Raw genomic sequence first — 25418 nt, 5'->3', positions numbered from 1 at the left:
GGCGGCACGGCCGCCAACGAACCCGAGCACCAGGCCCACCAACAGGGCCACGATGACATTGGGCTTCATGGGTTGGGAATGCTCCTGCGCCATAGGTCCGACTCCGGGGGCCCAAGCGGGTGTCTGGGTAGGGAAAGGGCGGGGTACTTAACAGAGGGATTTCCAGACACGCAAGCCGCTACCACCGCCTGCGTCCGCCACATCCAGAGGCCCCGAAGGGGCGGACAACGACGCGGTGTGGATTGAAATTCCCTCTGATGACGTGCCCACGGCCGTTCGGCGCCCATGTCAGGATGCGAGGCCATGGAAGCCGGTGTGCGAGTGGATACGTCCGGGGCGCTGTGCCCGGTGCCCATCCTGGAGATCGCCAAGGCGATGCGGCGGCTGGCGCCCGGGACGCTGGTGGAGCTGATCTCCACCGACCGCGGGCTGGAGGCGGACCTGCCCGCGTGGTGCGAGGCCACCGGCAACATCCTCGTCCGGATGGAGCGCCAGGGCGCCCACTATGTGGGCTGGGTGCGCAAGGCGGGGTGAGCGCTCGTAGGCCGCGGGCCTACAGGAGCTGGAGGACGCGGTCCTCCAGGCGGCGGCCCCGGCTGACGCCGAGGATCAGCACCTGATGCTGGAGGAGGTGGCCGACGGTGCGGCTGATGACCTCTTCGGCCTTCTGGGCCTGACCGTCGAAGCGCACGCGCAGCACGTCCGGGCCCTCCATGCGCGCGTCGGTGACGCCGGGCAGGGCGTTGATCTCCGGGATGATGACGTCGCCCCGGGCGATCTGGACGCGGAACTCGGCGCCCTGTCCGGTGAGCTCGGACATGGTGCCGGCCTGCGCGAGGGAGCCCTTGTCGAGGATGGCGGCCGCGTCGCACAGCTCCTCCAGCTCCTGGAGGTTGTGGCTGGAGACGACGACGGTCTGCGTGCCCTTCATGTCCTTGATGAGCTGACGCACCTGCGCGGCGATGCGTGGATCGAGCCCCGCGGTGGGCTCGTCCAGGAGCACGAGGGGCGGGCTACCCATGAGTGCCTGGGCCATGGCGGCCCGCTTGGCCATGCCGTGGCTGAGCGCCTGCGTCTGGACCTTCCAGGCCTCCATCAGCCCCACCTTCTCCAGGGCGCCGCGCGCCTCGTGTTCGGGCTGGGGCAGGGCGGACAGGCGGGCCCAGTACGTCAGCAGCGCGCCCACCTCCCAGCCCGGCGGCAGCACCGCGTCCTGGGGCAGCGCGCCCACGCGGCCCTTGAGGGCGCCCGGCGTGGTGGGCGACACGCCCATCACCTGGAGCGAGCCCTCCGTGGGGTAGAGGTAGCCGCACATCATGGAGAACGTCGTCGTCTTGCCGGCTCCGTTGGGACCGATGAGGCCGAACACGTCGCCCTGGCGCACCTGGAGGCTCACCGCGTTGACGGCGACCTTGGGGCCGAAGTGCTTGGAGACGCGGGTCAGTTCAATGGCCAGGTCGCTCACAGGTCCCTCGCGCGCAGGACGCCGTAGGCGCCCACCAGGAAGATGGCCGCGAAGGCGGCATAGGCCGCGCCGCTTCCGGCGAACTCGGCGAGCTTCGGGTGCAGCAGGTTGCCCGAGTAGTTGGACGGGGACAGGTAGCGCAGGAAGCGCAGGAGGTTGGTGTCGCTCGAGGCGCGCGCCACGGAGTCCATCAGCCAGAAGACGAACAGCAGGATGAAGTTGAAGACGAGGCTTACGGCCGGGCTGCGGAAGAGGCTGGAGCACAGGGTGGTGAGGGCCACGTACGCCAGCGAGAAGACGATCGTGGCGGTCCAGAACTTCAGCAGGTTCAGCACCAGCACCCCGAAGCCGAAGTCGGGGTTGAGGATGCGCGCGTAGACGAAGATGGCCAGGTCGATGACCAGCACCAGCGCCAGCAGCAGCGTGGCCTGGGAGAGGAACTTGCCCAGCAGCACCGACGAGCGGCGCGCCCGCACGGTGAGGTAGCGGATGGAGCGCGGGCCCACCTCGCCGCTCACCTGGTCGAAGCCCATCAGCGCGATGTAGGCCGGCAGGAAGAAGAGGGTGATCTTGAAGACGACGAGCACCACGATGGGCACCTGCGCCAGGGCCTCCATCATCGCGGTGTCGTTGCTGGTGAGGAAGCCCAGCACCCCGCGGTGCAGCTCGTCCGCGGCGCGCGCGGTGGCCTCCGCGTCCGCGCCGACCTCCGTCAGCTTGTCGTTCACCTGGGCCTGCAGCTCGCGGGTCACGAAGCCCACGACGAGCAGCACCAGCGCGGAGAACATGCTGTAGAGCCCGAGCAGCACGAGCGCGCGCCCACTGCGCACGGCCCGGCGCAGCTCCGCTGCCCAGATCACCACCATCTCTTTGAGTCCGTCCAAGGTGCACAGGACCCTACTGGACCTCCAGGCCCCTTCCCAGGTTTCTCCCCGACATAGCGAGCAGTCGAGGGAGCAGGCCGTGGACAGCGGGCCCTCAGCGACTAGGATTCGACGGCTTGCTCCCTGCCCCCCAAGGAGAGCCCCGTAGCATGACGATTCGCCGCCTCCTCGCCGCCCTGCCGCTGCTTCCCCTCTCGCTGTTGCTGGGCGCTTCGGCGCCGGGCCCCGACGCGGGCTCCGCGCCGTCCGTGACGACTCCCGCCGCACTTTCCGACGCGGACGCCCGGACGCTGGCGACGGCCGTGGAGGCGGTGGCCACCGACGCGGGCCCCGTGGGAGCCCGCGCGCTGGTGGAGCGGGTGGAGGCCGAGGCCGCTCCCGCGCCGCCGCCGGCGGATGCGCCCCCTGTCGATGCGCGCGCGCTGGCGGAGGCGCTCACGGCGAAGGGGGACCTCACGTTCGAGCCCGGCATGGTGCCGCCGCAGCCGGTGCCCTCGCGGGAGAAGGCGCCTCCGTTCGGCAAGCTGCAGGGCCTGCCGCGCGCGCAGGACCTGGTGGCGCGCGCGAAGCTGGAGGGCGGCAAGCTGGTGGTGAAGGGCGGCAAGAGCGCGCCGGATCAGGTGCTCACGATTGATCCGGGCCTCCAGGCGTCGCTCACGAAGATCATGCAGAACTACCAGGTGCCCTACGGCGCCGCGGTGGTGCTGGAGCCCTCCACGGGCCGCGTCCTGGCGATGGCGGAGCACTCGGAGGCGAAGCCGGAGCTGCGTGGGCTGCCCGTGCGCGCGGTGTTCCCCGCCGCGAGCATCTTCAAGATCGTCACCGGCAGCGCGCTCCTGGAGGCCGGCGTGACCCCCGACACCGAGGCGTGCTTCCACGGCGGCAAGCGCAGCCTGTCGGAGCGGCAGCTGGAGGACAGCGACCGCGACGGCGCCTGCTATTCGCTCGCGCTGGCCATGGGCAAGAGCGCCAACGTCATCTTCGCGAAGATGACGAACAAGCACCTGAGCGCGGACGCCCTCAAGCGGATGGCGGCGCGCATGCGCTTCAACCGCGAGATTCCGTTCGCCCAGCCCCTGGACGTGTCGCTGGCGTACATCCCGGAGGACGGCTTCGCGCTGGCCAACACCGGCGCGGGCTTCGGGGACGTGTACCTGTCGCCGCTGCACGGCGCGCTGCTGGCCGCGGTGGCCGCGAACGAGGGCCGCTGGGTGGATCCGGTGCTGGTGGAGCCCGAGTCCTTCATGCCGGTGCCGGAGCCGGAGCCCGTGCTCACCCCCACCACCGCGCACGCCCTCACGCGCATGCTGGAGGAGACCGTCACCCACGGCACCGCGCGCCATGTCTTCCGCGAGCGCGGCTTCCAGGTGCCGGACGCCGTGGGCAAGACGGGCACGCTCGCGGACCGCGAGCCCTTCCGCGACTACTCGTGGTTCGTGGGCTTCGCGCCCAAGGACCACCCGCGCGTCGCCGTGGCCGCGCTCATCGTCAACGAGCCCAAGTGGCGCATCCGTGGCTCCTACCTGGGCCGCGAGGCCCTGCGGCTTGCGCTGGAGCGCATCCCCGCGCCCGTGGAAGTGACGGCCCCGGCCGGCGCCGCCGGCAAGCACTGACGCCGCGGGCGGGCAGCGGCCTTCAGGACGTTCAGGACAGGGGGCGCGAGGTGAGCTTCACGAGCCCCGTGTCCACGAAGCCCTGGAAGAACTTCAGCGCTTCCAATTCCTGCAGCGGCGAGACGTGCACGATGGCCGCCACGTCCCGCTTCCCGTCGATGCGCGACAGCAGGTAGCGCTCCGGCGAGGACAGGGGCAGCGTCTTCAAGTGCGGCGCCGCCACCAGCAGCGTCGGCACCCGCGAGGGCTCCATCAGCGCCTTGCGCAGGTCCGCGAGCAGCCGGGCCTCCGCGTCGCGCAGCAGCTTCTGGGTGTGCTCGGTCGGGGCAATCTCATGCGCCCGGCGGGCCAGCGCCTCGCCGTCGCGCAGGTTGCCCGCGTCGAGGAAGAGCTGCGCGGCCTGGAGCACCTCGTCCGACGAGGACTCGGAGCCGATGACGCCTCCGGCCGCGTCGTCGTCGTCGTCCTCTTCCACCACCACCACGGTGGGCGCGCCGCGCTCCGGAGCGGGCAGCGGGGCCAGGTCCGACACCTTCACCGCATCCTGCCGGTAGAGCGCGTAGAGCCGCTGGTAGAGGAAGAAGTCGGTGGCGTGCAGCGCGAGCGCGATGCCGTCGATGCTGTGCCCCTCGCGCGCGAGCTGGACGATGCGGTCGTCCATGCTGCCCGCCTTGAGGTCCGTCAGCTTGCGCTCGTTGACCTCCAGCCGCACCGCGCCGGAGGGGAACACCGCGCGGATGGCCTGCCACGCCGTCTCGCGGAACTCGCCCTCGCGGTGCACGTCCAGCAGGTCCACGCTGACGTCCAGCCCCTCCAGCTCCGGGGCCTCGTCCGTGGCGCGGAAGTCGAAGCCGCCTTCCTCCCAGGTGAAGGCGTCCAGCAGCATCTCCCGGAACTTGTGGGAGAGCGTGGTGCGCACGGTGGTCTCCGTCACGGAGCCCGTCATGATGAGGATCTTCCCCAACAGGATGTGCGTCTCCGCCTGGGTGGCGAACGCTCGCTCCAGCTGGTCCTCCGTCAGGTGCCCCATGTTGATGAGGAACTGACCGAAGTACTCGCGCGGCTGGTTGGAGCTGGCGGTGATGACGTGACCTTCGCGCAGCAGCAATTGCTTGCGCACGTCTCCCCGCTCCACGTTCAGGGTGCCGGTGGCCCGGCGATTCCCGAGGTGGACGACCAGGTCCTTGAGGGGCATCGTCGAAAAATCACCAGACACGCCGCGCATCGAGCGCCCATCCTGCAACGCATGCGTGTCGATATCTACTCGAAACCCAGTTGCTCCCTCTGTGAGAAGGCGCTCGCGGTGGTGGAGGAAGTGCGGGCACGACTGCCCTTCGAGCTCTACATCACGGACATCCGCCAGAGCCCTGAGTTGTTCGAGACCTGGCGTTACGACATCCCGGTGGTCCTCATCGAGGGCGAGCCCGTCTTCAAGCACCGCGTGGACGCCGAGGTCCTGGAGGCCCGCCTGCGTGGGGTGATGAATGGCACACCCATTGCTAAAACCGTGGGCCAGGATGGGTAACTTAGTGCCCTTCTCCAAGAAATCCGGGGGGATACGAAGGGCAAGGGAGTGACGGGGCTGTAAATCTGGGCGGTCGGGAGGGGTGGTGGGGAAGAAAATGCTGGAAAGGAGGGCACGGCGGTGAGCTTGAAGCACAAGCGGACAGGAAAGTCGGGGCAGCCTCCTACGGTGTTGCTGGTGGAGCCGCGGGCGGAGGACCTGGAGCGCACCCGGGCGCTCCTGGGCGAGGCGGGTTTCCGCGTGGTGCCGCTGACGCGCTTCGACGCGGCGGTGCCGCTCTTCGAGGTGATCCGTCCGGACGCGGTGCTGCTCGCCGCCCAGCCGCCGGACTACGGCGCGCTGCAGACGGCGCGGCGGCTGCGGCAGGTGAGCCGGGGCACGGTCCCCATGATGTACCTGGTGGATTCGCACGACCGGGACGCCTGGCGCTTCTGCGTGGAGAAGGGGCAGTGCGTGGACGTGGTGGCGCGCACGGTGGACGGCGCGGAGCTGTCCATGAAGCTGCACGCGCAGATGAAGCTGAAGCAGGCGGTGGAGCGCGCGGCGGCGGGTGAGGAGGCCGGCACGGCGCTGGCGCTCCATGATCCGGTGACGGGGCTCTACAACCGGCCCTTCCTGCTGGCCCTCATCGGGCTGGAGGCCCGCCGCACCGAGCGCTACGGCGGCAGCTTCTCCGTGGTGGCGGCGGAGGTGAGCGGGTGGAGCGCGGTGCGCAAGGAGCACGGCAAGGCGATGGCGGAGCGGCTGCTCGTCTACAGCGCGGTGGTGCTGGGGCAGACGGTGCGCGAGGCGGATGCGGTGGCGCGGGTGGGGGACAGTGAGTTCGCCATGCTGCTGCCGGGGACGCCCGCGGAGTCGGTGCCCGAGGTGCTCGCGCGGGTGGAGGCCCGGTTCGAGGCGGCGAGGTTCCAGATGGAGGGGCGCGTGGTGCGCACGGCGCTGGAGCTGGGAGCGGTGAGCTTCCCGGACACGGTGGGGGCTCCCACCCAGCTGCTGAGCGCGGCACTGCAGACCTTGAGGCGTACACGCGAGATTCGGCGGGCGGCCGGTCCGGCCCGGCTGTTGTCGATTTGATGCTGATCACGAGGGTTTGATGCACAGGGCGAGCGGAGGCGTGGGGATGGATCGGATCGCGGTGCTGGTGGTCGATGACGAAGAGTCGGTGCGCACGTTCCTGTCCGAGCTGTTGGGCAGCTCGGGTTACCAGGTGCGGTGTGCGTCGAGTGGTTCGCAGGCCCTGGAGATGCTCTCCGGTGGCTCCTTCGATGCGGTCCTCCTGGATGTGGTGATGCCGGAGATGAGCGGCCTGGAGGTATTGCGCCGCTACCGGGGCAACGGCGGCAACGCCCCGGTCATCGTGCTGAGCGCGCTGTCCGGCGCGGACGACGCGGTGCGGGCCCTGAAGATGGGCGCCTCCGACTATCTGGCGAAGCCCTTTGGCAACGACGAGCTGCAGGACGTGCTCGCGCGTGCCCTGGGGACCCGCGTGCCGGAGCGGCAGACCGCCGCGCCCGCGCCCCGCGTGGTGCTGACGCGCGCGGAGGCCGCGGCGGAGGCCCGCGTGCTCATCTCCACGTCGCCGGCCATGCGCCGGGCCCGCGCGCTGGTGGAGCGCATCGCGGACACGGACGTGCCGGTGCTGCTGCTCGGCGAGTCCGGCACGGGCAAGGAAGTGATTGCGCGGGAGATCCATGCGCGCAGCCAGCGCCACGGCCGTCCCTTCATCAAGGTGAACTGCGCGGCGCTGCCGGGCGAGCTGCTGGAGAGCGAGCTGTTCGGCCACGAGCGCGGTGCCTTCACGGGCGCCACGGCGGAGAAGCCGGGCAAGTTCGAGCTGGCGGATCAGGGCACCATCTTCCTGGACGAGATTGGCGAGATGGCCATCCGCCTCCAGGCGAAGCTGCTCCAGGTGCTGCAGGACGAGGAGTTCTTCCGCGTCGGTGGCAAGAAGAGCGTCCGCGTGGACAGCCGCGTGGTGGTGGCGACGAACCGCGACCTGGAGAAGGAGATCGCGCTCGGCAACTTCCGCGAGGACCTCTACTACCGCCTCAACGTCGTGGCCATCCGCCTGCCGCCCCTGCGCGAGCGCCGTGAGGACGTGGTGCCGCTCACCGACCACTTCCTGAAGAAGTACGGCAAGGGCTTCATGGAGGGCATCTCCGAGCTGCCCAACGAGGTGCTCCAAGCCTTCACCAGCTACGAGTGGCCGGGCAACGTGCGCGAGCTGGAGAACATGGTTCGTCGCCTGTGCGTGCTGAAGGACCCCTCGCTGGTGCTGGACGAGATCCGCGGCGGTGGCCGGACGCCGGCGAGCGCCCCGTCGCTGCCCACGTCCTTCGGCGGTGACGACTTCAGCCCTCCGCCGTCGCGCTACGCTCATCACGAGGAGTCCGCGCGCGTCTTCGCGTCCCCGCCGTCGCAGCCGCATGGCGCTTCCTCGAACTCGAATTCGAACTCGGGCGTGCAGGTGCTGGAGATGCCCGCGCGCGGCACCTCGATGACGCCCGTGCCGGTGGCCGTGGTGTCGGACGCCAATCCGTTCAACGCGGTGGCGCCTCCGCCGCAGCGCTACGCCAACCCGTTCGACGCGCCGCAGCCGCCGCCTCCGCCGCCTCCGACCGGGGAGCTGTCGCTCAAGGACATTGGCAAGCACGCCGCGATGCTCGCCGAGCGTGAGGCCATCCTGTCCATGCTCCAGCGCACCGCGTGGAACAAGCGCCGCGCCGCCGGCAAGCTGCGCATCAGCTACAAGGCGCTGCTCTACAAGATCAAGGAGTGCGGCATCATCGATCCTCGCGCGAGCGCCGAGTTCTAGCGCCGCGCCTCCTGCCTCATCGCGAAGCACCACGGCCCTCCTTCCGGATGACGGAAGGAGGGCCGTTTGCTTGCGTGCGACGGGGGTTGCCCGGTATCGCGGGGGCCATGACCGCTCCGCTCGTCCTGCTCGGCTGTGGCTACACGCTCACCCGGTGGGCCCTGGTGGAGGCCCGGTCCGGCCGCGAGGTGATCGCCACCACGCGCGAGGCCTCGCGCCGCGCGCTGCTGGAGGGCGCAGGCGTGCGGGTGTTGTCGCTCGACGATGCGCTGTCGCGGGCCGGGGACGCGCATGTCGTCGACTCCGTGCCTCCGGATGCCGGGCTGGATGCGCACTTCGCGCAGGTGCTGTCGCGGGCGCGGCCTGCGCGGCTCGTCTACCTGTCGTCCACGGGGGTGTATGGCGCCGCGCGCGGGCGGGTGGATGAGACGACGCCCGTGGACCCGACTTCGGCTTCGGCTCGGGGCCGGCTGGAGGCGGAGGCGCGCTTCCTGCCGGTGGGCGCGAGCGTGCTGCGCATCGCGGGCATCTACGGTCCCGGGCGCAACACCGCAGGCCGGATGAAGGCGGGCACGCTGCGCATTCCTGAATCGGGTGGGGGCCGGGTGTCCCGCGTCCACGTGGATGATCTGGTGGAGGCCGTGCGCGTGGTGCTCGAACGCGGCGCTCCGGGCGAAGTGTATTGCGTGGCGGACCGGCGCCCCGCGACGCAGGAGGAGACGGCGGTCTGGCTCAGCGAGCACCTGGGCCTTCCCATGCCGCCCCGCGTGCCCCTGGAGTCGCTCCACGAGTCCCTGCGCGGAGACCGGTCCATCGTCGCCGCGAAGCTGGAGGCCCTGGGCTGGACGCCGCGCTACCCGGACTTCACGACCGGCTTCGTCGCGGCCCTGGAGGAAGAGGCGCGGGGGTGACACTCCCTCCAACGCGCGGTGTTGGGTTGCTCGTGCGACGAGGAGACCCACGTGGACGACACCTTGCGACCGGAGGATGACCTGCCGCTTCGTGGCAGCCTGCCCGGCTGGCAGCTGGAGCGATTCCTCCTGGAGGAGCTGTCGCCCCACGACCGCGCGGAGGTGGAAGCGCTGCTGGCGCGGGACCCGGACGCCCGGGCGTGGCTGGACGCGCTGCGCACGGACACCCGCCGCATCCTGGAGACGTATCCACCCGCGCGGGTCGCGGCCGAGGTCGAGCGCCGCCGTCGGGGACAGGCCTTGAAGCGCCACGCGGCTCCGCCTTCGCCCGCGTGGGCGAGTGGGGGCCGGTGGTTCGCGCTCGGGGCTCCCGTGGCGGCGATGCTGGCGGTGCTCGTGTGGGACGGCTCGCGCTTCGTGTCACCGCCTCCCGTTGCGTCGGTGCTGGGAGAGGCGGTGCGGATCAAGGGCGATGCCCGACTGCGGATCCATCGCCAGGGGGCAGGGGAGGCGGAGCTGCTCTCCGACGGTGCCCTCGCCCGGGCGGGGGACGTGTTGCAGCTGAGCTACCTCGCGGCGGATCAATCGCATGGGGTGGTGGTGTCGCTCGATGGACGCGGGGTCGTCACGCTGCACTTCCCCGCGCATCCCGGCGACTCCACCGCGCTCCAGCCCGGCGGCGCGGTGCCCCTGTCCCAGGCCTATGCGCTGGACGATGCGCCCGGCTTCGAGCGCTTCATCCTCGTGACCGGAAACAGCCCCCTCGATGTCGCCGCCATCCTGGAGGCCGCGCGACGTCTGCCTTCGCAGGGCGCTCGTGACGCGCGGCTGGCGCTACCCGAGACCTTGCGGCAGATCTCCGTCACGCTTCGCAAGGCACCGTAGGGCGGGGCGCTTTCAGAGGTCGGCCGCCTCCGCGCGCAGCAGTTGTTGCAGGTCGAGCTCCGACCAGTCCAGCTCCTGCTCCACCTGCTGGAACGCGGCATCGCCGATGGTTCCATTCGCGCGCAGCTCCAGCAGGCGCTGGCGTTCGGCGGACATCGCGGTGCGCACCAGCTCCGCGTCTGCGGAGGGCGGCCCCCACGGCGTCGTCACGCTGTCCGGACGGGGCCCGGAGCCTTCGCCCGCGTGTCCCTCCAGCACCTGCTTCGCCCTCCGCAGTTGCAGCTCGTAGCGCCGCCGCACGAGCGTGGCCATCTCCGTGCCGGACGGCGAGGTGTCCATCGCCGCCAGCGCTGAACGGAGCATCGCGACCCGGGCGACCCTCACCTCGTGTTCGACCTCGTCGTCGTCGCCCAGCTCCAGGCGCGACATCAGCGGCCGCAGCGTCATGCCCTGCAACACGAGCGTGCCCAACACCACCGAGAAGGCGGTGAAGAGGATGAGGTCGCGGAAGGGGAACGGCGCGACGCCCTCACCTCCCGTCGGCAGCGCGAGCGCCGCCGCGAGCGTCACGATGCCCCGCATCCCGCACCACCCCACCAGCATGGAGGCATGCGGCGAGAGCGCATCCGCGTTGGCGGCGCCCGGGGACGCCTCGGAGACAGGCTTCTGCCGCCACCGGCGAAGCGCCGTCACGCCCATCACCCAGGCGATGCGCGCGAGGATCGCGGTGACGGTCACCACCGCCGCGACCCAGGTGTATTCCAGCCAGGTGGGCCGGTCGAAGCGCTCGACGATGGACTTGAGCTGGAAGCCCACGAGGATGAACGCGAGCACGTTCAACACGAACACGGCCACCTCCCACACCGCGTACGTCGGGATGCGGATCCGCGCGGGGACCAGGCTGGACGCGGTCCGCGAGGCCGTCATCGCGTAGACGACCGTGGTGAGGATGCCGGACAGGTGCAGCCGCTCCGCGAGGATCCACACTGCGAACGTGCTGCCGAACTGCACGATGGCGGCCGTGGCCACGTCGTCGATGAACCGGTTCGCGAAGAGGGTGAACCGCGCGAGCACGTACCCCAGCAGCAGGCTGCCCACCGTGACGACGAGCAGCATCGGCACCGCGCCCCAACCCACGATGCCGCCTGCGGCCGTGGCCCCCAGCGCGAGCCGGTAGATGAGCAGCGCGCTCGCGTCGTTGAACAAGCTCTCGCCTTCGAGGATGACGAGCAGCCGGTGCGGGGGCCGCAGCTGCTTCAGCACCGCCGTGGCCGCCGCCGCGTCCGGAGGCGCGACGATGGCACCCAGCGCGATGGCCGCGGCCCACGGCATGGATGGCACCATCCAATGCACGGCCACCGCCACCGCGATGACCGTGAGCACCACGGCGCCCAGGGCCAGGCTCGCCACCGGCCTCCAGTTCGCGCGCAGGTCTCGCGGGGAGGCGTCGAACGCCGCGTCCAGCAGCACCGGCGCGACGAAGAGCGTGAGCGCCAGCTCCGGATCCAACACCAGCTCCGGCGTCCCCGGCACCAGCGCCAGCACGGCCCCCGCGAGCGCCACCATGGCCGGATAGGGCGTGCCGATCCGCCGGGACAGCGCCGCCAGCCCCGCGCCGCCCAGCAGCAGCGCGATGACGATCTCGAACACGTGCATGGTGGTGTCCCCGGTGGGTGGTGCGCCTGGAACCTGCGGCGTAGCGCAGGACGGCAGGGTCCGGACAGGGACAAAACAGCGGCAAACGCGATGGGTGCCATCAGCCGGGGAGGGGGCGCGCCTTTGCAGGGCGGACACCCCCGGTGACAGGCTTGCGCCTTTCGGGCCGCGTGCGGACGCGCGGCCCCACGCCACCCTGTCCCGTGGGGGATCGATGTCCAGGTCGTTGTTGTTCGCGGCGTTCAACGAAGGCGCCCACCGCTCCATGGCCGGCGACCACGAGGCCGCGGTCCAGTCCTTCGACCAGGTCCTCGCCGTGGATCCAAGCCACTTCCCCGCGCTCACCGGGAAGGCCTTCGCCCTCAAGCAGCTGGGGCGGACCGAAGAGGCGCTGAAGGGCTTCCAGCGCGCCATCGAGCTGGACCCCACCGCGCCGGACCCCCACCGCGAGGCCGCGCTGTGCCAGCTGGCCCTGGGGGAGCCCGAGGCCGCCGCCCTCCTGATGGAGCGTGCGGTCCAACTCAACCCCACCCCCGGCTACCGGGAGGCCGCCGCCATCGAGGTCTACCACCTGGGTAACACGCTGCTGACGCAGGGCCGGCGGCCGGACAAGGCCCGCTACCGGCTGGCCCGACAGACCTTCGAGCTGGCGCTCGAGCTGTCTCCCGCCTACGTCGAGGCCGCCAAGGCCCTGTCGGACGTGTGGGAGCACCTGGGTGACCCTACCCAGCAGGAGCACTACGCAGTGCTGGCGACCCGGCTGAGGCCTGCCTCCTCCTGAGCTTGTTTCACATAATTTTCCAATAAAAGCGGAGGGAAAGGGCGCTGCGACGGTGTTGAATGCCGAGCGGTCGCCCTTCCTCAGGAGAACCCTTCGCATGATCGTGATGCTCGAGCCGGATTCCCCCGAATCCGTCGTGAACGCCGTCCTCCACCTCGCTTCGCAGTACGAGGGCGTCACCCCCCGCGCGCACGTGGTCCAGGGCGCCGAGTCCACCATCACGGAGCTGTACCTGCTGGGCTCCACCGCGCAGGTCCCGCTGGAGCCCTTCCAGCAGCTGCCCGGCGTGCGCCAGGTGGTGCGCGTGTCGCAGAAGTACCGGATCATCGGCCGGCACGGCGGCCAGCGCACCACGGCGGGCTTTGAATACAACGGCGTCACCTTCGACGACCGCTCGGTGAACATCTTCGCGGGCCTGTGCGCGGTGGATTCGCTGGAGAGCGTGGATTCGATGATGGCGGCGCTCAACCGCTGCGGCATCAACACCACGCGCATGGGCGCGTACAAGCCGCGCACCAACCCCTATGAGTTCCAGGGCCTGGGCGCCAAGTGCCTGCCGTGGGTGTTCGAGTCCGCGGGCAAGCACGGCATCAAGGTCGTCGCGATGGAGGTGACGAACCCGCGCCACATCGACGAGATCAACGACGCGCTCAAGCAGGCCGGCAACCCCACGGGCGTCATGCTCCAGGTGGGCACGCGCAACGCGCAGAACTTCGAGCTGCTCAAGAGCATTGGCCAGCAGCGCGCGTTCCCGGTGCTCTTCAAGCGCGGCATGGGCATCACGCTGGAGGAGTCCCTCAACGCGTGCGAGTACGTGGCGAGCGAGGGCAACCCGAAGATCGTCTTCTGCCTGCGCGGCGTGAAGACGCACCTGGGCGACCCGCACCGCAACATGGTGGACTTCGCGCACGTGCCCGTCGTTCGCCGGCTGACGCGCATGCCGGTGTGCGTGGATCCGTCGCACGCCATCGGGCGCGCGGAGGCTCCGCCGGATGGGCTGCCGGACATCTTCCACGCCATCGGGCAGGGGCTCATCGCGGGCGCGTCCATGGTGCTGGTGGACTTCCACCCGCACCCGGAGATCGCCCTGTGCGACGGGCCCCAGGCGCTGCGCCTGGAGCAGCTGGGCGCGCTGCAGCGCTACACGACCATCGTGCGCGGCGCGTACACGGAGGCCGTGAAGAACGGCGACGGGACGGCCAGCAAGGCCCCGGCCGCGCAGGTCAGTCGCTGATCGCGTAGCTGCCGAGGACCTGGAGCGACGTACACGCGCTCCGGGCCTCATCCAGGGCGGCGCGCACTTCGGGCACGTCCTGCGCGCCGTCCACGTCCAGGCACCAGCGGTAGTCCCAGGCGCGGACGCCGCCCGGGCGTGACTCCAGCCGCGCGACGTTCACCCCTCGCGCGGCGAAGGCCCCCAGCACGCCCGCGAGCGCGCCGGGCCCGTCGTTCACGGTGAGCACCAGGGACGTCTTCCGCCGGGTGCCAGTCCGTGGCGGCAGGGCCGGGCCCACCGCGAGGAAGCGGGTGGCGTTGTCCGGCGAGTCCTCGATGCCCTCCGCGACGATGGTGAGGCCGTAGAGCTCCGCCGCGGCCCGGCTGGCGATGGCCGCCGTGCCCGCCGGGGCCTCCTCGCTCACGCGCCGCGCCGCCACCGCGGTGTTCACCTCCGGCACCGGCTGCAGGTGGTGCCTCCTCAGCCAGCCCGCGCACTGCGCCAGTGCCTGCGGATGCGACAGCGCGCGGGTGAGGCCTTCGAGCGGGCGGCCCGGTGGCGCCAGCAGGCAGTGGCGCACGCGCAGGCGCAGCTCTCCGGACAGGCGCGGGGTGAACTCCAGGAGCAGGTCCACCACCTCCGCCACCGGTCCCGCGAGCGCGCTCTCCATGGGCACGACGCCGCCGTCCACGCGGCCCTCGGCCACGGCCTCGAAGACGGCGCGGAAGGTGGGGCAGGGGATGAGCACCGCCGAGGCGCCGAAGAAGGCGCGCGCGGCTTCGTCCCCATACGCGCCGCGCTCGCCCTGGAAGGCGATGCGGGGGGCGTCGTCACCCATCGATGGGCTCCGCGCGCGGGTACGTGCCCAGCACGCGCAACGACGAGGTGAGCGGGCGCAGGTCCTCCAGCGCCGCCGTCACGGACGCGGACGCGGCATGGCCCTCCACGTCCAGGTAGAAGCGGTACTGCCACGGCGCGCCCGGGATGGGGCGCGACTCCAGCTTGGAGAGGTTCACCCCGCGCTGCGTGAGCCGTTGCAGCACCTGTCCCAGCGCGCCCGGGCGGTGCTCCAGCACCACCATCAGGGACGTCTTGCACGGCACGTCCGGTGCGAGCGGCGTGGGCTGGCGCCCCACCTCCACGAAGCGCGTGAAGTCCGCGCCGGGCTGCAGGTCGCTGGCGAGCACCACGAGGCCGAAGCGGTTCGCCGCGGACTCGCTGGCGATGGCGGCCACCGTCACGTCGTTGCGGTCCGCCACCGTGCGCGCGGCGACGCCGGTGTCGGGCCCCAGCACCGCGCGGGCCCACGGCACGTGCGTGCGCAGGTAGTCCTCGCATTGCGCCAGCGCCTGCGGATGCGACAGCACCTCGCGCAGGTCCTCCAGCTTCGCGCCCTTCACGCCCAGCAGCCGGTGATCCACCTGGCTCACCACTTCGCCCGTGATGACGCCGTCGCCCGCGGCGAGCACGTCGTACGTCTCGTTCATGCTGCCCGCGGTGGTGTTCTCGATGGGCATCAACAGCAGGTCCTGCTCGCCGCGCTTCAGGGCCTCCACCGCGTGCCGTGCGGAGTCGAAGCCCGTGAGGAGCACGCCACCCTGACGGTGGGCGTAGCGCTGGCGCGCGGCCAGGTGACTGTAGGAGCCCTCGACGCCCAGGTAGCCCACCCGCAACGGGGTGGTGTCCAGCCGCGTCACCAGCGCCTGCTGGCGGGCCACGGACATGTCCAGGATGACGCGGTAGAGGCGCTCGACCTCATGGGGATCAAGCCCCCGCTCCGCTGCCCGGCCGCGCAGCTTGCGCAGGAGCAGGTCCTCGCGCTGCGGGTCCCGGAAGGGCCAGGCCGTCGCCAGCTTGGCGCGGGCCACGTCGTCCGCCAGGGCCATGCGCCGCTGGAGCGCGTCCAGGATGTCCTCGTCGACGCGCTCCAGCGCCGTCCGCAGGGTGTCCAGGTCGGGGGTGTCCGTCATCGGCAGAAGATAACAACTCGCGTCAGGGGGCGGATCATCTCCGTCGGCGTGATCCGTGCGGCCGTCGTCCAACGGCCTGCATGGCGTCGAAGGCGCACCACCCGTGATGCAAGACGAGTGGCGTGGATTCCGAGACGTCTGGCGTGGATCCGGTGAGCCGAGGTCGCCGTAGAGGGACGGAAATCCCGGCAAGGAACGGGATAATCGTACTTTACGTGATGCTTGTGCGGTTAGACGCGTTGGCCCATAGTTCACGGCGGGTCAAGTCATTGGGGGAATGGGTGTCCATGAACGGAAAAACGCATGTCATGGTCGAGGAGCGTGAAACTTTCTCCTTTGGCACACGGGACCCGGAAATCGGGCTTGGCTGGCACCGTAGGTTGAGCGTGCCTTCATCTGGAGCGCGCGGTTCCACCCCGAGCCCGCAGACCCCCTCATGAGGCTGGCGGAAGCAGACCTGCGACGGGCCCCATCCCCCCTTCCAACCGCACAGTTCAGGAGATCATGGTGACGGCTCAAAACGAACCACCGGAGAAGGCGCACAGTGCCACCACTGTGACCGAGCCGCCTGCCGTGACGAATCGCCGCACGCCGTGCTGCACGACGGGGACCCGGGACCGGCTGTGTGACATCGCCATCGCCTACGCCCAGCAGAAGGGGCTGAGCGCGCGCGAGAGCGAGGTCTTCACGCGGTTCGTGTCCAAGGGGCGCACCAGCAAGGAGATCGCGGCCGAGCTGGGCATCGCCTACCCGACCGTGAAGCTCTACTGGACGCGCATCTACCGCAAGCTCAACTGCGACGACGCGGTGGGCGCGCTCGTCGCCTTCGTGCGGGACATGACCGTGCACCTGCAGTGCAAGAACTGCGGCTCGGACGCGGTCATCCTGTAGTCCCGGGTGGCTCAGACACGCGTCCAGTTCGACGTGTGCTGGGCCCCCAGCGTGAAGCGCGTGGCGGCGTGCTTCAGCAGCTCCTGGTAGGCGGCCGTCTCCGGCTGCTCCAGGTACTTCGCGAAGGGACACGCGAGCTGGGTGAGGAGCAGGGCTCCCGGCTCCGTGCTCAGCACGGAGTGGTAGGCGGAGAAGCCCACCACCTGGCCGTGGCCGCGCACGGCGGGGAACAGGCTGTCGCGGCGCCACGCGTGGTAGTCCTGGAGCGCCGCCGGAGCAATCTCACTGCGCATCAACTGCAGGTGCTCCGCGTCCGGTACGGGGGACGTGGCCTTCACGATGTCGCGCAGCTCGTGGAGCTGCCGGCGGTAGTCCACGGTCAGCCGGGGCCGCACCACGGCCTCCACCTCCCGCCAGGCTCCGTCGCCCAGCAGGTCGCCCAGCCCGGACGGATCCGGGAGGGCGACGAACTCCATCAGCCGGTCACCCCCCTCGTGCAGGTAGACGGCGCGGGGCAACCGCGCGTCGGTGGGCCGGCGCTGGCGCAGGACGGAGACCACGTCCTGCACGTCCCGCACCTCCAGCTTCATGTAGTTCAGCAGCAGGTACCGTGCGGGCCCTGATCCACTCATGACTCGTGCTCCGTTGTTCGTCGGGGAGGGGGACTGAAGAGGCTCAGGCGGCCTTGCTGGCGGCGGGACGCAATGCGGGGAACAGCTCGTCCACGAGCGCCTGGATGCTGGCGCCCTGCAGCAGCTTCGCGAGCGGCACCGGCACGCCCAGCGCGGGCTCCAGCCGGTTGACCAGGTTCACCGACACGAGCGAGTCCAGCCCGAAGCCCACGAGCGGTGCATCCGTGGCGATGGCCTCGTCGGCGCCGAGCACGTCCGTCACCTGCTTGCGCACCACCTCCACGATGACGTCGCGGCGCTCGGCCTCCGACGCGGCCTGGATGCGCTGCCGGAGCAGGCGCGGATCCTCTCCCGCCCGCTGCGACCGGCGCTTCTGCGTGCCGCCCTTGCCCAGCGACGAGTACAGCGCCGGAGCGCCGCCCTTGAACTGCTGGGTCCACACGGCCCAGTCCGTGGTCGTCACCGCGGCCTGCTCGATGTCGTGGCGCAGCAGGTAGTCCAGCGCCTCCAGGGCGTGTCCGGGCTTGAGCGCCTGGACGCCATGGGCCGCCGCGCCCTGCGCGTGGGTCCGTCCGGGCAGCTCCCACGCGCCCCAGTGGATGACCGTGGCGGGGAGGCCCTGCGAGCGTCGCAGGTGGGTGAGCGACTCCATGAACGCGCCGCCCGCGGCCTCGTTCGCGCCGGTGTCGGAGCCCAGCCAGCTCTGGGTGGAGGAGAAGAGGACGAAGTGGTCGAGCTTGAGCGTCCGCGTGTGCTCGTGCAGCAGCCACGCGCCCCGCGTCCTGGGCGCGAGCCCCGCCGCGAACTTCTTCCAGACGATCATGTCCAGGAAGTCCTCCTGCCGCGCGGAGGCGCAGTGGAAGACGCCCTTGAGCGCCGGCATCCCCTCCAGTCCGGCGAACACGCGCCGCGTGTCGGCTTCCTGGGTGAGGTCCGCCTGGGCCACGTGGACCTTCGCGCCCCGCTTCGTCAGCGCTTCGATGGCCTTCGCCTTCGCGTCATCCAGGGGCTTCGCGTCCGCCAGCACCAGGTTCCGCACGCCGCCCTGGGCCACCATCCACTCCGCCAGCTGGAGTCCGGTGGCGCCCAGCCCGCCCGCGATGAGGTAGGTCGCGTCGCCCTTGAACAGCGGCGTGCGCTGCTCCGGCCGGGGCTTCTGGGCCCGGGTCAGCCGGGGCGCGAAGCGCTTGCTGCCGCGCAGCACCACCTGGTCCTCGCCATCCGAGTTCCACATCTCCGCCAGCAGGGCGGCGGCGTCATCGGACGTGCCTCCGGCCGCGTGACGCTCCAGGTCCACCACGCCGCCCCACAGGTCGGCATGGCGCAGGGCCATGGCGGAGCCGAGCGCCCACAGCGGCGACTGCGCGACCTCCACGGCGCCGACGCCGGGCGTGGGGCCCTGGGCGTTGCGCGTGGCGAACCACAGCCGGGGCGCGGCGCCCGTCACCGAGTTCACCACCGAGACGGCCTGGATGAGCAGCAGCGCGTTGCCGACGGTGCCCGCCTCGCTGCTCGCGAGCTGCTCCAGCGCCATCCGCTCGGAGGACGGCGCATCCAGCCCCCAGAGGTAGACGACGTGGCGGTAGGAGATGCCCGGGACGCCGAAGTAGTCGCGGATGAGTCGATGGAAGAGCTTGGGCTCGTCCGGCGCGATGGGCTTGTGGCGCTCACCATCCACGAGCGTCACGTCCGGATGCACCAGGTGGCACTTCTCGCCCAGCGCGCGCAGCTGCTCCGCGAGCGCGCGGCCCACGCCGCCCCGGTCCGCGAAGATGAGCCAGCGGTTCGCCAGCGCGTCCTTGTTGCGGGCGGGCACGGCGAGCGCGGGGCGCTCCTCCCAGCTCCGCTGGATGATGGAGTCCACCAGGGGATCACCCGACGACACGGATGCGGGCTGCATGGCCTCCTGCGTGAGGCGCTTGACCTGCAGGCCCTCCATCATCGCGAGCAGGCGCCCATCCTCCGCGTGCAGCCTGATGTCGATGACCATCGTGTCCGCGGTGGCACCTGGACGGCGCCGCGCGTGCACCCACGCCTCGCGCACGCCCGTCTCCAGCGACATGAAGCGCTCCATGCTCAGCGGCAGGAACGTGCGCCGCGGGTCCTCCGGCGGCACGGTGAAGTCGCCGTAGGCGTCCGCCAGGGCCGGGTAGATGTGGAGGCAGGCGTCGAGGAACGCGGGCTGGAACGCGTAGGGCTCCGCCGCCACGTGCTCCGGCAGCCGGACGCGGCTCAGCGCCTCGCCCTCGCCCTGCCACAGCTCCTGGATGCCACGGAACGCCGGGCCGTACTCCAGGCCCATGTCGCGGATCGCCGGATAGAAGCGCTCCACGGGGATGGCCTTCGCGCAGCGGTCCTTCAGGGCCGCGAGCGCCACGGACGGCGCCTGCGCGTCCTCACCGATGGCGGCCTGCCTGGGCATCAGCTCGCCTTCGATGTGCTGGACCCAGGGCGCGCCCGGCCGGTCTTCGGTGCTGGAGACCTTGAACGCGGCGCGCTTCTCGTCCAGCGGGGTGATGACCAGGTGGATGACGCGGCTGCCGTCCTCGGGCAGCACCAGCGCCGCGCCGTAGAGGAAGCGCTCCATCACCACGTCGGTGACGCCAAAGTGGGCGCGGGCGCCCGACGTCACCAGCTCCAGCGCGGCCGTGGTGGGCAGCACCGGCAGGCCGAAGATGCGGTGGTCATCCAGGTACGTCAGCTGGTCCAGGCTGTAGTGGGCCTCGAACTGGGCCTCCTTCAGCGTGGAGCGCAGCCGCTCGCCCAGCAGGGGATGCGACGCCTTGCCGCGGCGCACGGGACCCGTGGCGCTGGACTCCTTCACCCAGTAGCGCTTGTGCTGGAAGGGGTAGGTGGGCAGCGGCAGCCGCTGGCGCGCGAAGGGCGCGTCGAAGCCCGCCCAGTCCACCGCGTGGCCGCCCACGTAGAGCGCGCGCAGCGTCTCCGACAGCACCTCCCAGTCGCCCTTCTGGCGGCTGAGCGACGCAAGCCACTGCGCCGGGCCTTCGGACACGCACTGCCGCCCGAGCCCCAGGAGGCTGGAGCCGGGGCCCACCTCCAGGAACAGCTCGTAGCCGGCCTCGCGCAGCGTCTGCATGCCCTGCGAGAAGCGCACCGCGCCCCGCGCGTGGTCGCGCCAGTAGCGCGCGGTGGGCGCCTCCTCCATGAAGCGGCCCGTGAGGTTGGACACCACCTTGAGCTTGGGCTTCTGGAAGCGGATGCCCGCTGCCACGGCCTCGAGCGGATCCAGGATGGGGTCCATCAGCGCCGAGTGGAACGCGTGCGAGACGACCAGCTCCTTGAAGTCGATGCCCCGGCGGGTCAGCTCCTGGAACAGCTCGCCCAGGGCCTCCTTGTCACCGGAGACGACGGTGCTGCGGGGCGCGTTGCTGGCAGCGATGGACAGCAGGTCGCCGTGGGGCGTGATCAGCTCCAGGACCTGGGCCTCGGAGGCGAACACCGCCACCATGCCGCCCGTGCGCGGCAGGCCCTGCATCAGCCGGCCCCGGTGGGAGATGAGCTTGAGCGCGTCCGCGAGGCTCATGACGCCCGCCACGCAGGCCGCCGTCACCTCGCCTACGCTGTGTCCCATGACGACGTCGGGCTTCACGCCCCACGAGCCCCACAGGGCCGCGAGCGCGTACTCCACCGCGAAGAGGGCGATCTGCGTGTAGCCCGTCTCGTTCACGAGCTTCGCGTCGTCGCCTTCCGCGAACAGCACGCCCAGCAGCGGCCGGTCCATGTGCGGCCGGGACAGGGCGTCGCACTCGTCCAGCGCAGCGCGGAAGACGGGCTGCGTGCGGTAGAGCTCCGCCGCCATGCCCGGGTACTGCGCCCCCTGGCCGGTGAAGAGGAAGGCCACCGGGCGCTGCTTGCCCGTGCCCTTCGCCACGCCCGCGCCGGGCTCATCACCCGCGGCGGTCGCGAGCCGCGTCGCCAGCTCCTGCACGGAGCGCGCGGACACCGCCAGGCGGTGCTCGAAGAACGTGCGGCTGGTGCTCGCGGTGAAGCACACGTCCGCGAGGTCCGCGTCGGGGTGCGCCGAAAGGTACCGGGCGAACCGCTCCGCGCTCTGGGCGAGCGCCGCCTCGTTGCGGGCGGACAGCGCCAGGGTGTGGAGCGGGCGCTCGACGAAGGGGGCCTTCTCCCGCGGCGGACGTACCGGTGCCTCCTCCAGCACGACGAAGGCGTTGGTCCCGCCCAGGCCCAGGCCGTTGACGCCCGCGCGGCGCGGGTGGCCTTCAGGGGCGGGCCAGTCGCTCAGGTCGGTCTGGATGAAGAAGGGGCTGCTCGGCAGGCCGAGCTTCGGGTTCGCCTTCTGGAAGTTGATGGTGGGCGGGATGCGCTGGTGGTGCAGCGTCAGCGCCGTCTTGATGAGCGCGGCCATGCCGGCCGTCTGCTCCAGGTGGCCGATGTTCGTCTTCACGGAACCGATGCCGCAGAAGCCCTTGCGCGCGGTGCCGGTGCGGAACGCGCGCGTGAGCGCCTGGACCTCCAGCGGGTCGCCCACCGTCGTGCCGGTGGCGTGGCACTCCACGTAGCCGAGCGTGTCCGGGGACACGTCCGCCAGCGTCATCGCCTCCAGCATCGCCATGGCCTGGCCGGGGACGCTCGACGCGCCGTAGCTGACCTTCTGGCCACCGTCGTTGTTGATGGCCGTGCCCTTGATGACGGCGTAGATGGTGTCGCCGTCCTCCATCGCCGCGCGCAGGGGCTTGAGGAGGACCGCGGCGACGCCGCTGCCGAAGATGGTGCCCTGGGCCTTCTCGTCGAAGGCGCGGCAGTGCCCGTCCGGAGAGAGGATGTCCTCGCTCTGGTACACGTAGCCGTTCTTGTGCGGGAAGCGGATGGTGGACGCGCCCGCGAGCGCCATGTCGCACTCGCCGTCCAGCACGCTGCGGCAGGCCAGGTGCAGCGCCACCAGCGAGGTGGAGCACGCGGTCTGGATGTTGATGCTGGGCCCCTTCAGGTCCAGCTTGTAGGACACGCGCGTGGCGACGAAGTCCTTGTCGTTGCCGATGTGCTGCACGCTGCCCGTGGGCCCCAGCAGCTCCGGCGCGGTCTGCTGGTAGGCGGCCAGGTAGCTGGTCACCACGCCGCCGGAGCCCGCGAACACGCCCACGGGGGAGCGGATGGACTCCGGGTGGTAGCCGGCGTTCTCGAAAGACTCCCACGCCACCTCCAGGAAGAGCCGCTGCTGCGGATCCATGAAGGTGGCTTCCCGCCCGGTGTAGCTGAAGAACCCGGCGTCGAACTTGTCCACGTCCTCCAGATACGGCGTGGCGGGGACGAAGCCGGGCGTGTCCAGCACCTGCTCCGGAACGCCTGCCTCCGCCAGCTCCTCCCGGCTGAAGAAGGAGATGGACTCCTTGCCTTCGCACAGGTTCTTCCAGAACGAGTCAAGGTCCCTGGCGCCCGGGAAGCGGCACGCCATGCCAATGATTGCGACGCCTTTGAGATGATCAAACGAACTCATGACGGTTCTTCCGGAAGCAGCAAGGGAGCGATGGGGACGGCGGTGAAGTCAGGAAACGGCGGGGACTACCTGCGGCGGGCTTCGGCGCGACGCTTGCTCTCGAGCAGCGCGTCGGACGGGCCTTCCGCGGCCTTCTCTCCGGAGAAGAACCGCTCGTAGGCGGCGCACAGGTCCGCCACGGTGCGGACGCTGGTGATGGGCACCAGCTCCTGGAAGGGGTCCGCCTTCAGGCGGATCTCCAGCGAGGCCACCAGCTGCGCCAGGTCCAGGGACGACAGCCCCAGGTCCGGGCCCAGCCGGTTCTCACGGGCGACCTGGGGCACCTTGCCCTCCTCGGCCGCCTTCTCCTCGAGGATGGAGGCGATGTGCTCCACGACCAGCTTCTGCAACTCCTGCGCGTTGGGCCCCTGGCTCAGCATGTGATTCCCCCGTCGACAACGATGGTTTGACCGGTGATGAAAGACGCCTGCGGTGACAGCAGGAACTGGACGACCTGCGCCATGTCGTCCGCCGTGCCCAGCCGCCCCAGCGGCGTGCGGCGGATGATGCGCTGCTTGGCTTCCGGCGTGAGGTCCGCGACCATCTCGCTCTCGAAGTAGCCCGGGGCCACGGAGTTCACGCGGATGTGCTTGGGCCCCAACTCGCGCGCCAGGCTGCGCGTCAGTCCGTCCAGCGCCGCCTTCGTCGCGCTGTACACCGCGACGCCGGAGTGGCCCCGCACGGCGTTGACGGAGGAGACGTTGATGATGCTGCCGGTCTGCTGCTGCAGCATGTGCTTGGAGCACGCCTGGATGAGGTAGATGGCGGACTTCAGGTTCAGGTCGATGCCCTGCTCGATCTGCGAGGTGCGCATCGTCGTCAGGATGCCGTCGATGCCCACCCCGGCGTTGTTGACGAGCGCATCCACGCGCCCGTAGGTGGACGCCACCTTGTTGACGAACGTCTTCAGCGCGGCGGGGTCGGTGGCATCCACCGACTCCCAGAGGAAACGCTGATGCTCCGGATCCTTGGAGAGCAGCGCGGTGACGAACGGGCTCTCCGAGCGGCTGAACGTCGCGACGGTGTAGCCGCGCTCCAGACAGCTGGTCACCAATGCCTGACCCAGCCCCCGGCTTCCTCCGCTGACGATGACGACCTTGGAACGACTCTCTGCGTTTGTGGACACGTTGAACCCCCTCTCAATGCTTGTCAGCCGACCCGGGCCTTCTTGAACCGGTCCCCATGCAGCCGTCCCTCCACCACCTCGACGGCCACCGGAATCTTGTAGGCGTCCAGCCGGCTGCGGCAGAACTGGCGCAGCCGCTTGGTGAGCGCGGACACGTCCTCCGGCTCACGCACCGTGACGCGGGCGACGACGACGTTGCCGGTGATGGGGCTGGGACGCCCGACGACCGTGGCGTCCGTCACGTTGGGCAGTTGCAGGAGGACGCTCTCCACCTCCGCGGGATAGACCTTCTCCCCGCCCACGTTGATGATCTCCGACTTGCGGCCGAGGATGCGCATGTACTCGCCATCCACCTCCACCGCGTCGCCGGTGTTGAACCAGCCCTCGTCGTTGAAGGGCGAGGGCGCGTTGAGGTAGCCGACCATCGCGGACTCGGCGCGGATCCACAGGATGTTGTCGATGACCTTCAGCTCGTAGCCCTCGCCGCCCACCTTCACCCAGAGGGACGCGTCGTCCTTGGACTTCGTCTGGAGGATGCCCAGCTCCGACAGCCCGTAGGTCTGCTTGAGCTTGATCTGCGGAAACACCTCGTGCAGGTGCTTGAGCGTCGCCGCCGGCATGGGCTCCGTGCCGTAGGTGATGACCTCCAGCGACGACAGGTCGTGCTGACGGTACGCCTCCGACATCAGCAGCATGTTCAGGAACGTGGGCGTCGTGGGCAGCAGCTGGACGCGGTGCTTCTCGATGGTGGCGCAGACCGCCTGCGGCGTGCGCTCCGTCAGCGGGATGATGGTGCCGCCGGACGTGAGCGCGTGGAGCATCGTGTTGATGCCACCGATGTGATCCAACAAGAGGAAGGTGAGGGTGCGGCTGCCGGCCCGGGCCTTCTTGAACTTGCGGAGCATCTTCTCGAAGTCGAGCAGCGACGCCTTGCTGCGGCCCGTGGACCCGGAGCTGAACAGGATGAGCCCCGGCACGCCCTGGTCCTTGAGCCAGGTGTTGAGCGGGTGCTGCGTCGCGGGTGACAGCCGCGTCACGCCCAGGAGCTCCGTGCCCTGGAACTCGAAGAGCGCATCGCACTCGGCGATCTCCAGGAACTCCTTCAGTGTCTTCACCGTGGGGGCCAGTGGCACCGCGATGTTGCGGTTCAACACCAGCGCGACCAGCAGCGCGCACGTCTCAGGATTGTAGTCCCCGCGCAGCGCCACGGAGGTGCCCGGCGTCAGGGAATGCTTCTGGAGCTCCGCGAGCCAGCCCTTCACACGCGCCACGAGCGCGGTATAGGAGACCTCCTGGCCATCCCAGATCAAAGCAGGCCGCGAGCCCTGGGACTCCAGGCGCTCCAATAGCCACTGCACATCGGTCTTTTCCCCAAGCATTTCTCATCCCCTCTAGGTGAATCCGATCCCGGGCGCCACGCGGAGACAGACGGCCTCCGGGCGCTCCCTTGATCGCGGCGAGACACTAAAAAACATTTTGAAAGACAACATGCTCGCCTGTTCATGTCATCCGTACGCTGACGCAGGATGGCGC

At 70.4% G+C, this 25418-nt stretch carries 21 protein-coding genes; 10 read left to right on the top strand and 11 right to left on the bottom strand.

Features of this window, described 5'->3' with window-relative positions; translation table 11 throughout:
* Positions 1 to 303: 303 nt before the first annotated feature.
* Positions 304 to 534, top strand: a complete 231-nt coding sequence (locus D7V97_RS06995; RefSeq protein ID WP_120609818.1) for a sulfurtransferase TusA family protein — start codon at positions 304 to 306, stop codon at positions 532 to 534.
* Positions 535 to 553: 19 nt separating this feature from the next.
* Here the strand turns inward: D7V97_RS06995 and D7V97_RS06990 are convergent, their stop codons facing one another.
* A complete protein-coding gene (locus D7V97_RS06990) occupies positions 554 to 1465 on the bottom strand; it encodes an ABC transporter ATP-binding protein (protein ID WP_120609817.1) in 912 nt (303 codons plus the stop codon).
* Positions 1462 to 2331: an ABC transporter permease gene (locus D7V97_RS06985; protein WP_120609816.1), complete on the bottom strand. Its 870-nt coding sequence runs from the start codon at positions 2329 to 2331 to the stop codon at positions 1462 to 1464. Before D7V97_RS06985 ends, D7V97_RS06990 begins: the two co-directional genes overlap by 4 nt.
* A 167-nt stretch (positions 2332 to 2498) precedes the next feature.
* On the opposite strand from D7V97_RS06985, the gene D7V97_RS06980 reads away from it, so the two are divergent.
* Positions 2499 to 3962 carry a penicillin-binding transpeptidase domain-containing protein gene (locus tag D7V97_RS06980; protein WP_120609815.1) on the top strand — a complete coding sequence of 488 codons (1464 nt, stop codon included), beginning with the start codon at positions 2499 to 2501 and terminating at the stop codon, positions 3960 to 3962.
* 31 nt (positions 3963 to 3993) lie between these two features.
* Here the strand turns inward: D7V97_RS06980 and D7V97_RS06975 are convergent, their stop codons facing one another.
* Positions 3994 to 5187 carry a DUF4388 domain-containing protein gene (locus D7V97_RS06975; protein ID WP_120609814.1) on the bottom strand — a complete coding sequence of 398 codons (1194 nt, stop codon included), beginning with the start codon at positions 5185 to 5187 and terminating at the stop codon, positions 3994 to 3996.
* A 21-nt stretch (positions 5188 to 5208) separates the two neighbouring features.
* On the opposite strand from D7V97_RS06975, the gene D7V97_RS06970 reads away from it, so the two are divergent.
* The 5 genes from D7V97_RS06970 (at position 5209) to D7V97_RS06950 (ending at position 10098) form a co-directional block, all read left to right on the top strand.
* Complete coding sequence (locus tag D7V97_RS06970) at positions 5209 to 5487, top strand: glutaredoxin family protein (RefSeq protein WP_120609813.1); 279 nt, start codon at positions 5209 to 5211, stop codon at positions 5485 to 5487.
* Between the two features lie 120 nt (positions 5488 to 5607).
* The gene (locus D7V97_RS06965; RefSeq protein ID WP_199728727.1) at positions 5608 to 6561 is read left to right on the top strand and encodes a diguanylate cyclase; all 954 of its coding nucleotides are present in this window, start codon (positions 5608 to 5610) and stop codon (positions 6559 to 6561) included.
* A 46-nt stretch (positions 6562 to 6607) separates the two neighbouring features.
* Positions 6608 to 8302, top strand: a complete 1695-nt coding sequence (locus D7V97_RS06960) for a sigma 54-interacting transcriptional regulator (RefSeq protein WP_120609811.1) — start codon at positions 6608 to 6610, stop codon at positions 8300 to 8302.
* Positions 8303 to 8409: 107 nt separating this feature from the next.
* Complete coding sequence (locus D7V97_RS06955) at positions 8410 to 9213, top strand: NAD-dependent epimerase/dehydratase family protein (RefSeq protein ID WP_120609810.1); 804 nt, start codon at positions 8410 to 8412, stop codon at positions 9211 to 9213.
* Positions 9214 to 9264: 51 nt separating this feature from the next.
* Positions 9265 to 10098: an ActD protein gene (locus tag D7V97_RS06950; protein WP_147444718.1), complete on the top strand. Its 834-nt coding sequence runs from the start codon at positions 9265 to 9267 to the stop codon at positions 10096 to 10098.
* 12 nt (positions 10099 to 10110) lie between these two features.
* Here the strand turns inward: D7V97_RS06950 and D7V97_RS06945 are convergent, their stop codons facing one another.
* Positions 10111 to 11754, bottom strand: a complete 1644-nt coding sequence (locus D7V97_RS06945) for a Na+/H+ antiporter (protein WP_120609808.1) — start codon at positions 11752 to 11754, stop codon at positions 10111 to 10113.
* A 214-nt stretch (positions 11755 to 11968) separates the two neighbouring features.
* Between D7V97_RS06945 and D7V97_RS06940 the strand changes: the two genes are divergently transcribed.
* Both D7V97_RS06940 and D7V97_RS06935 read left to right on the top strand, forming a co-directional pair.
* Positions 11969 to 12535, top strand: a complete 567-nt coding sequence (locus D7V97_RS06940; protein ID WP_120609807.1) for a tetratricopeptide repeat protein — start codon at positions 11969 to 11971, stop codon at positions 12533 to 12535.
* 97 nt (positions 12536 to 12632) lie between these two features.
* Entirely contained in the window at positions 12633 to 13769 is a 1137-nt protein-coding gene (locus D7V97_RS06935) for a 3-deoxy-7-phosphoheptulonate synthase (RefSeq protein ID WP_120609806.1), read from the top strand.
* On the opposite strand, the gene D7V97_RS06930 is transcribed toward D7V97_RS06935, so the two are convergent.
* On the bottom strand, positions 13759 to 14589 hold the full coding sequence (locus D7V97_RS06930; RefSeq protein ID WP_120609805.1) for a prephenate dehydratase domain-containing protein: 831 nt from the start codon (positions 14587 to 14589) through the stop codon (positions 13759 to 13761). The genes D7V97_RS06935 and D7V97_RS06930 overlap by 11 nt on opposite strands.
* Entirely contained in the window at positions 14582 to 15721 is a 1140-nt protein-coding gene (gene pheA / locus D7V97_RS06925; protein ID WP_120609804.1) for a prephenate dehydratase, read from the bottom strand. The genes D7V97_RS06930 and pheA overlap by 8 nt, the downstream gene beginning before the upstream one ends.
* A 504-nt stretch (positions 15722 to 16225) precedes the next feature.
* Here pheA and D7V97_RS06920 point away from each other — a divergent pair.
* Positions 16226 to 16612: a LuxR C-terminal-related transcriptional regulator gene (locus tag D7V97_RS06920; RefSeq protein WP_120609803.1), complete on the top strand. Its 387-nt coding sequence runs from the start codon at positions 16226 to 16228 to the stop codon at positions 16610 to 16612.
* Positions 16613 to 16623: 11 nt separating this feature from the next.
* Here D7V97_RS06920 and D7V97_RS06915 read toward each other — a convergent pair whose 3' ends face one another.
* From D7V97_RS06915 to D7V97_RS06895, 5 genes are all read right to left on the bottom strand, one after another.
* Positions 16624 to 17244 (bottom strand): hypothetical protein, encoded by a 621-nt coding sequence (locus D7V97_RS06915; protein ID WP_120609802.1) that lies wholly within the window; start codon positions 17242 to 17244, stop codon positions 16624 to 16626.
* 43 nt (positions 17245 to 17287) lie between these two features.
* Positions 17288 to 22720 (bottom strand): type I polyketide synthase, encoded by a 5433-nt coding sequence (locus D7V97_RS06910; protein ID WP_120609801.1) that lies wholly within the window; start codon positions 22718 to 22720, stop codon positions 17288 to 17290.
* 65 nt (positions 22721 to 22785) lie between these two features.
* Entirely contained in the window at positions 22786 to 23139 is a 354-nt protein-coding gene (locus D7V97_RS44565) for a hypothetical protein (protein WP_158623297.1), read from the bottom strand.
* The gene (locus D7V97_RS06900) at positions 23133 to 23885 is read right to left on the bottom strand and encodes an SDR family NAD(P)-dependent oxidoreductase (protein ID WP_120609800.1); all 753 of its coding nucleotides are present in this window, start codon (positions 23883 to 23885) and stop codon (positions 23133 to 23135) included. The genes D7V97_RS44565 and D7V97_RS06900 overlap by 7 nt, the downstream gene beginning before the upstream one ends.
* Positions 23886 to 23908: 23 nt before the next feature.
* Positions 23909 to 25264 (bottom strand): class I adenylate-forming enzyme family protein, encoded by a 1356-nt coding sequence (locus tag D7V97_RS06895; protein ID WP_120609799.1) that lies wholly within the window; start codon positions 25262 to 25264, stop codon positions 23909 to 23911.
* Positions 25265 to 25418 lie beyond the last annotated feature (154 nt).

The sequence above is a fragment of the Corallococcus sp. CA053C genome (assembly GCF_003611675.1).
GTDB lineage: Bacteria > Myxococcota > Myxococcia > Myxococcales > Myxococcaceae > Corallococcus.
This window is presented reverse-complemented; position numbering and strand designations above follow the sequence as displayed.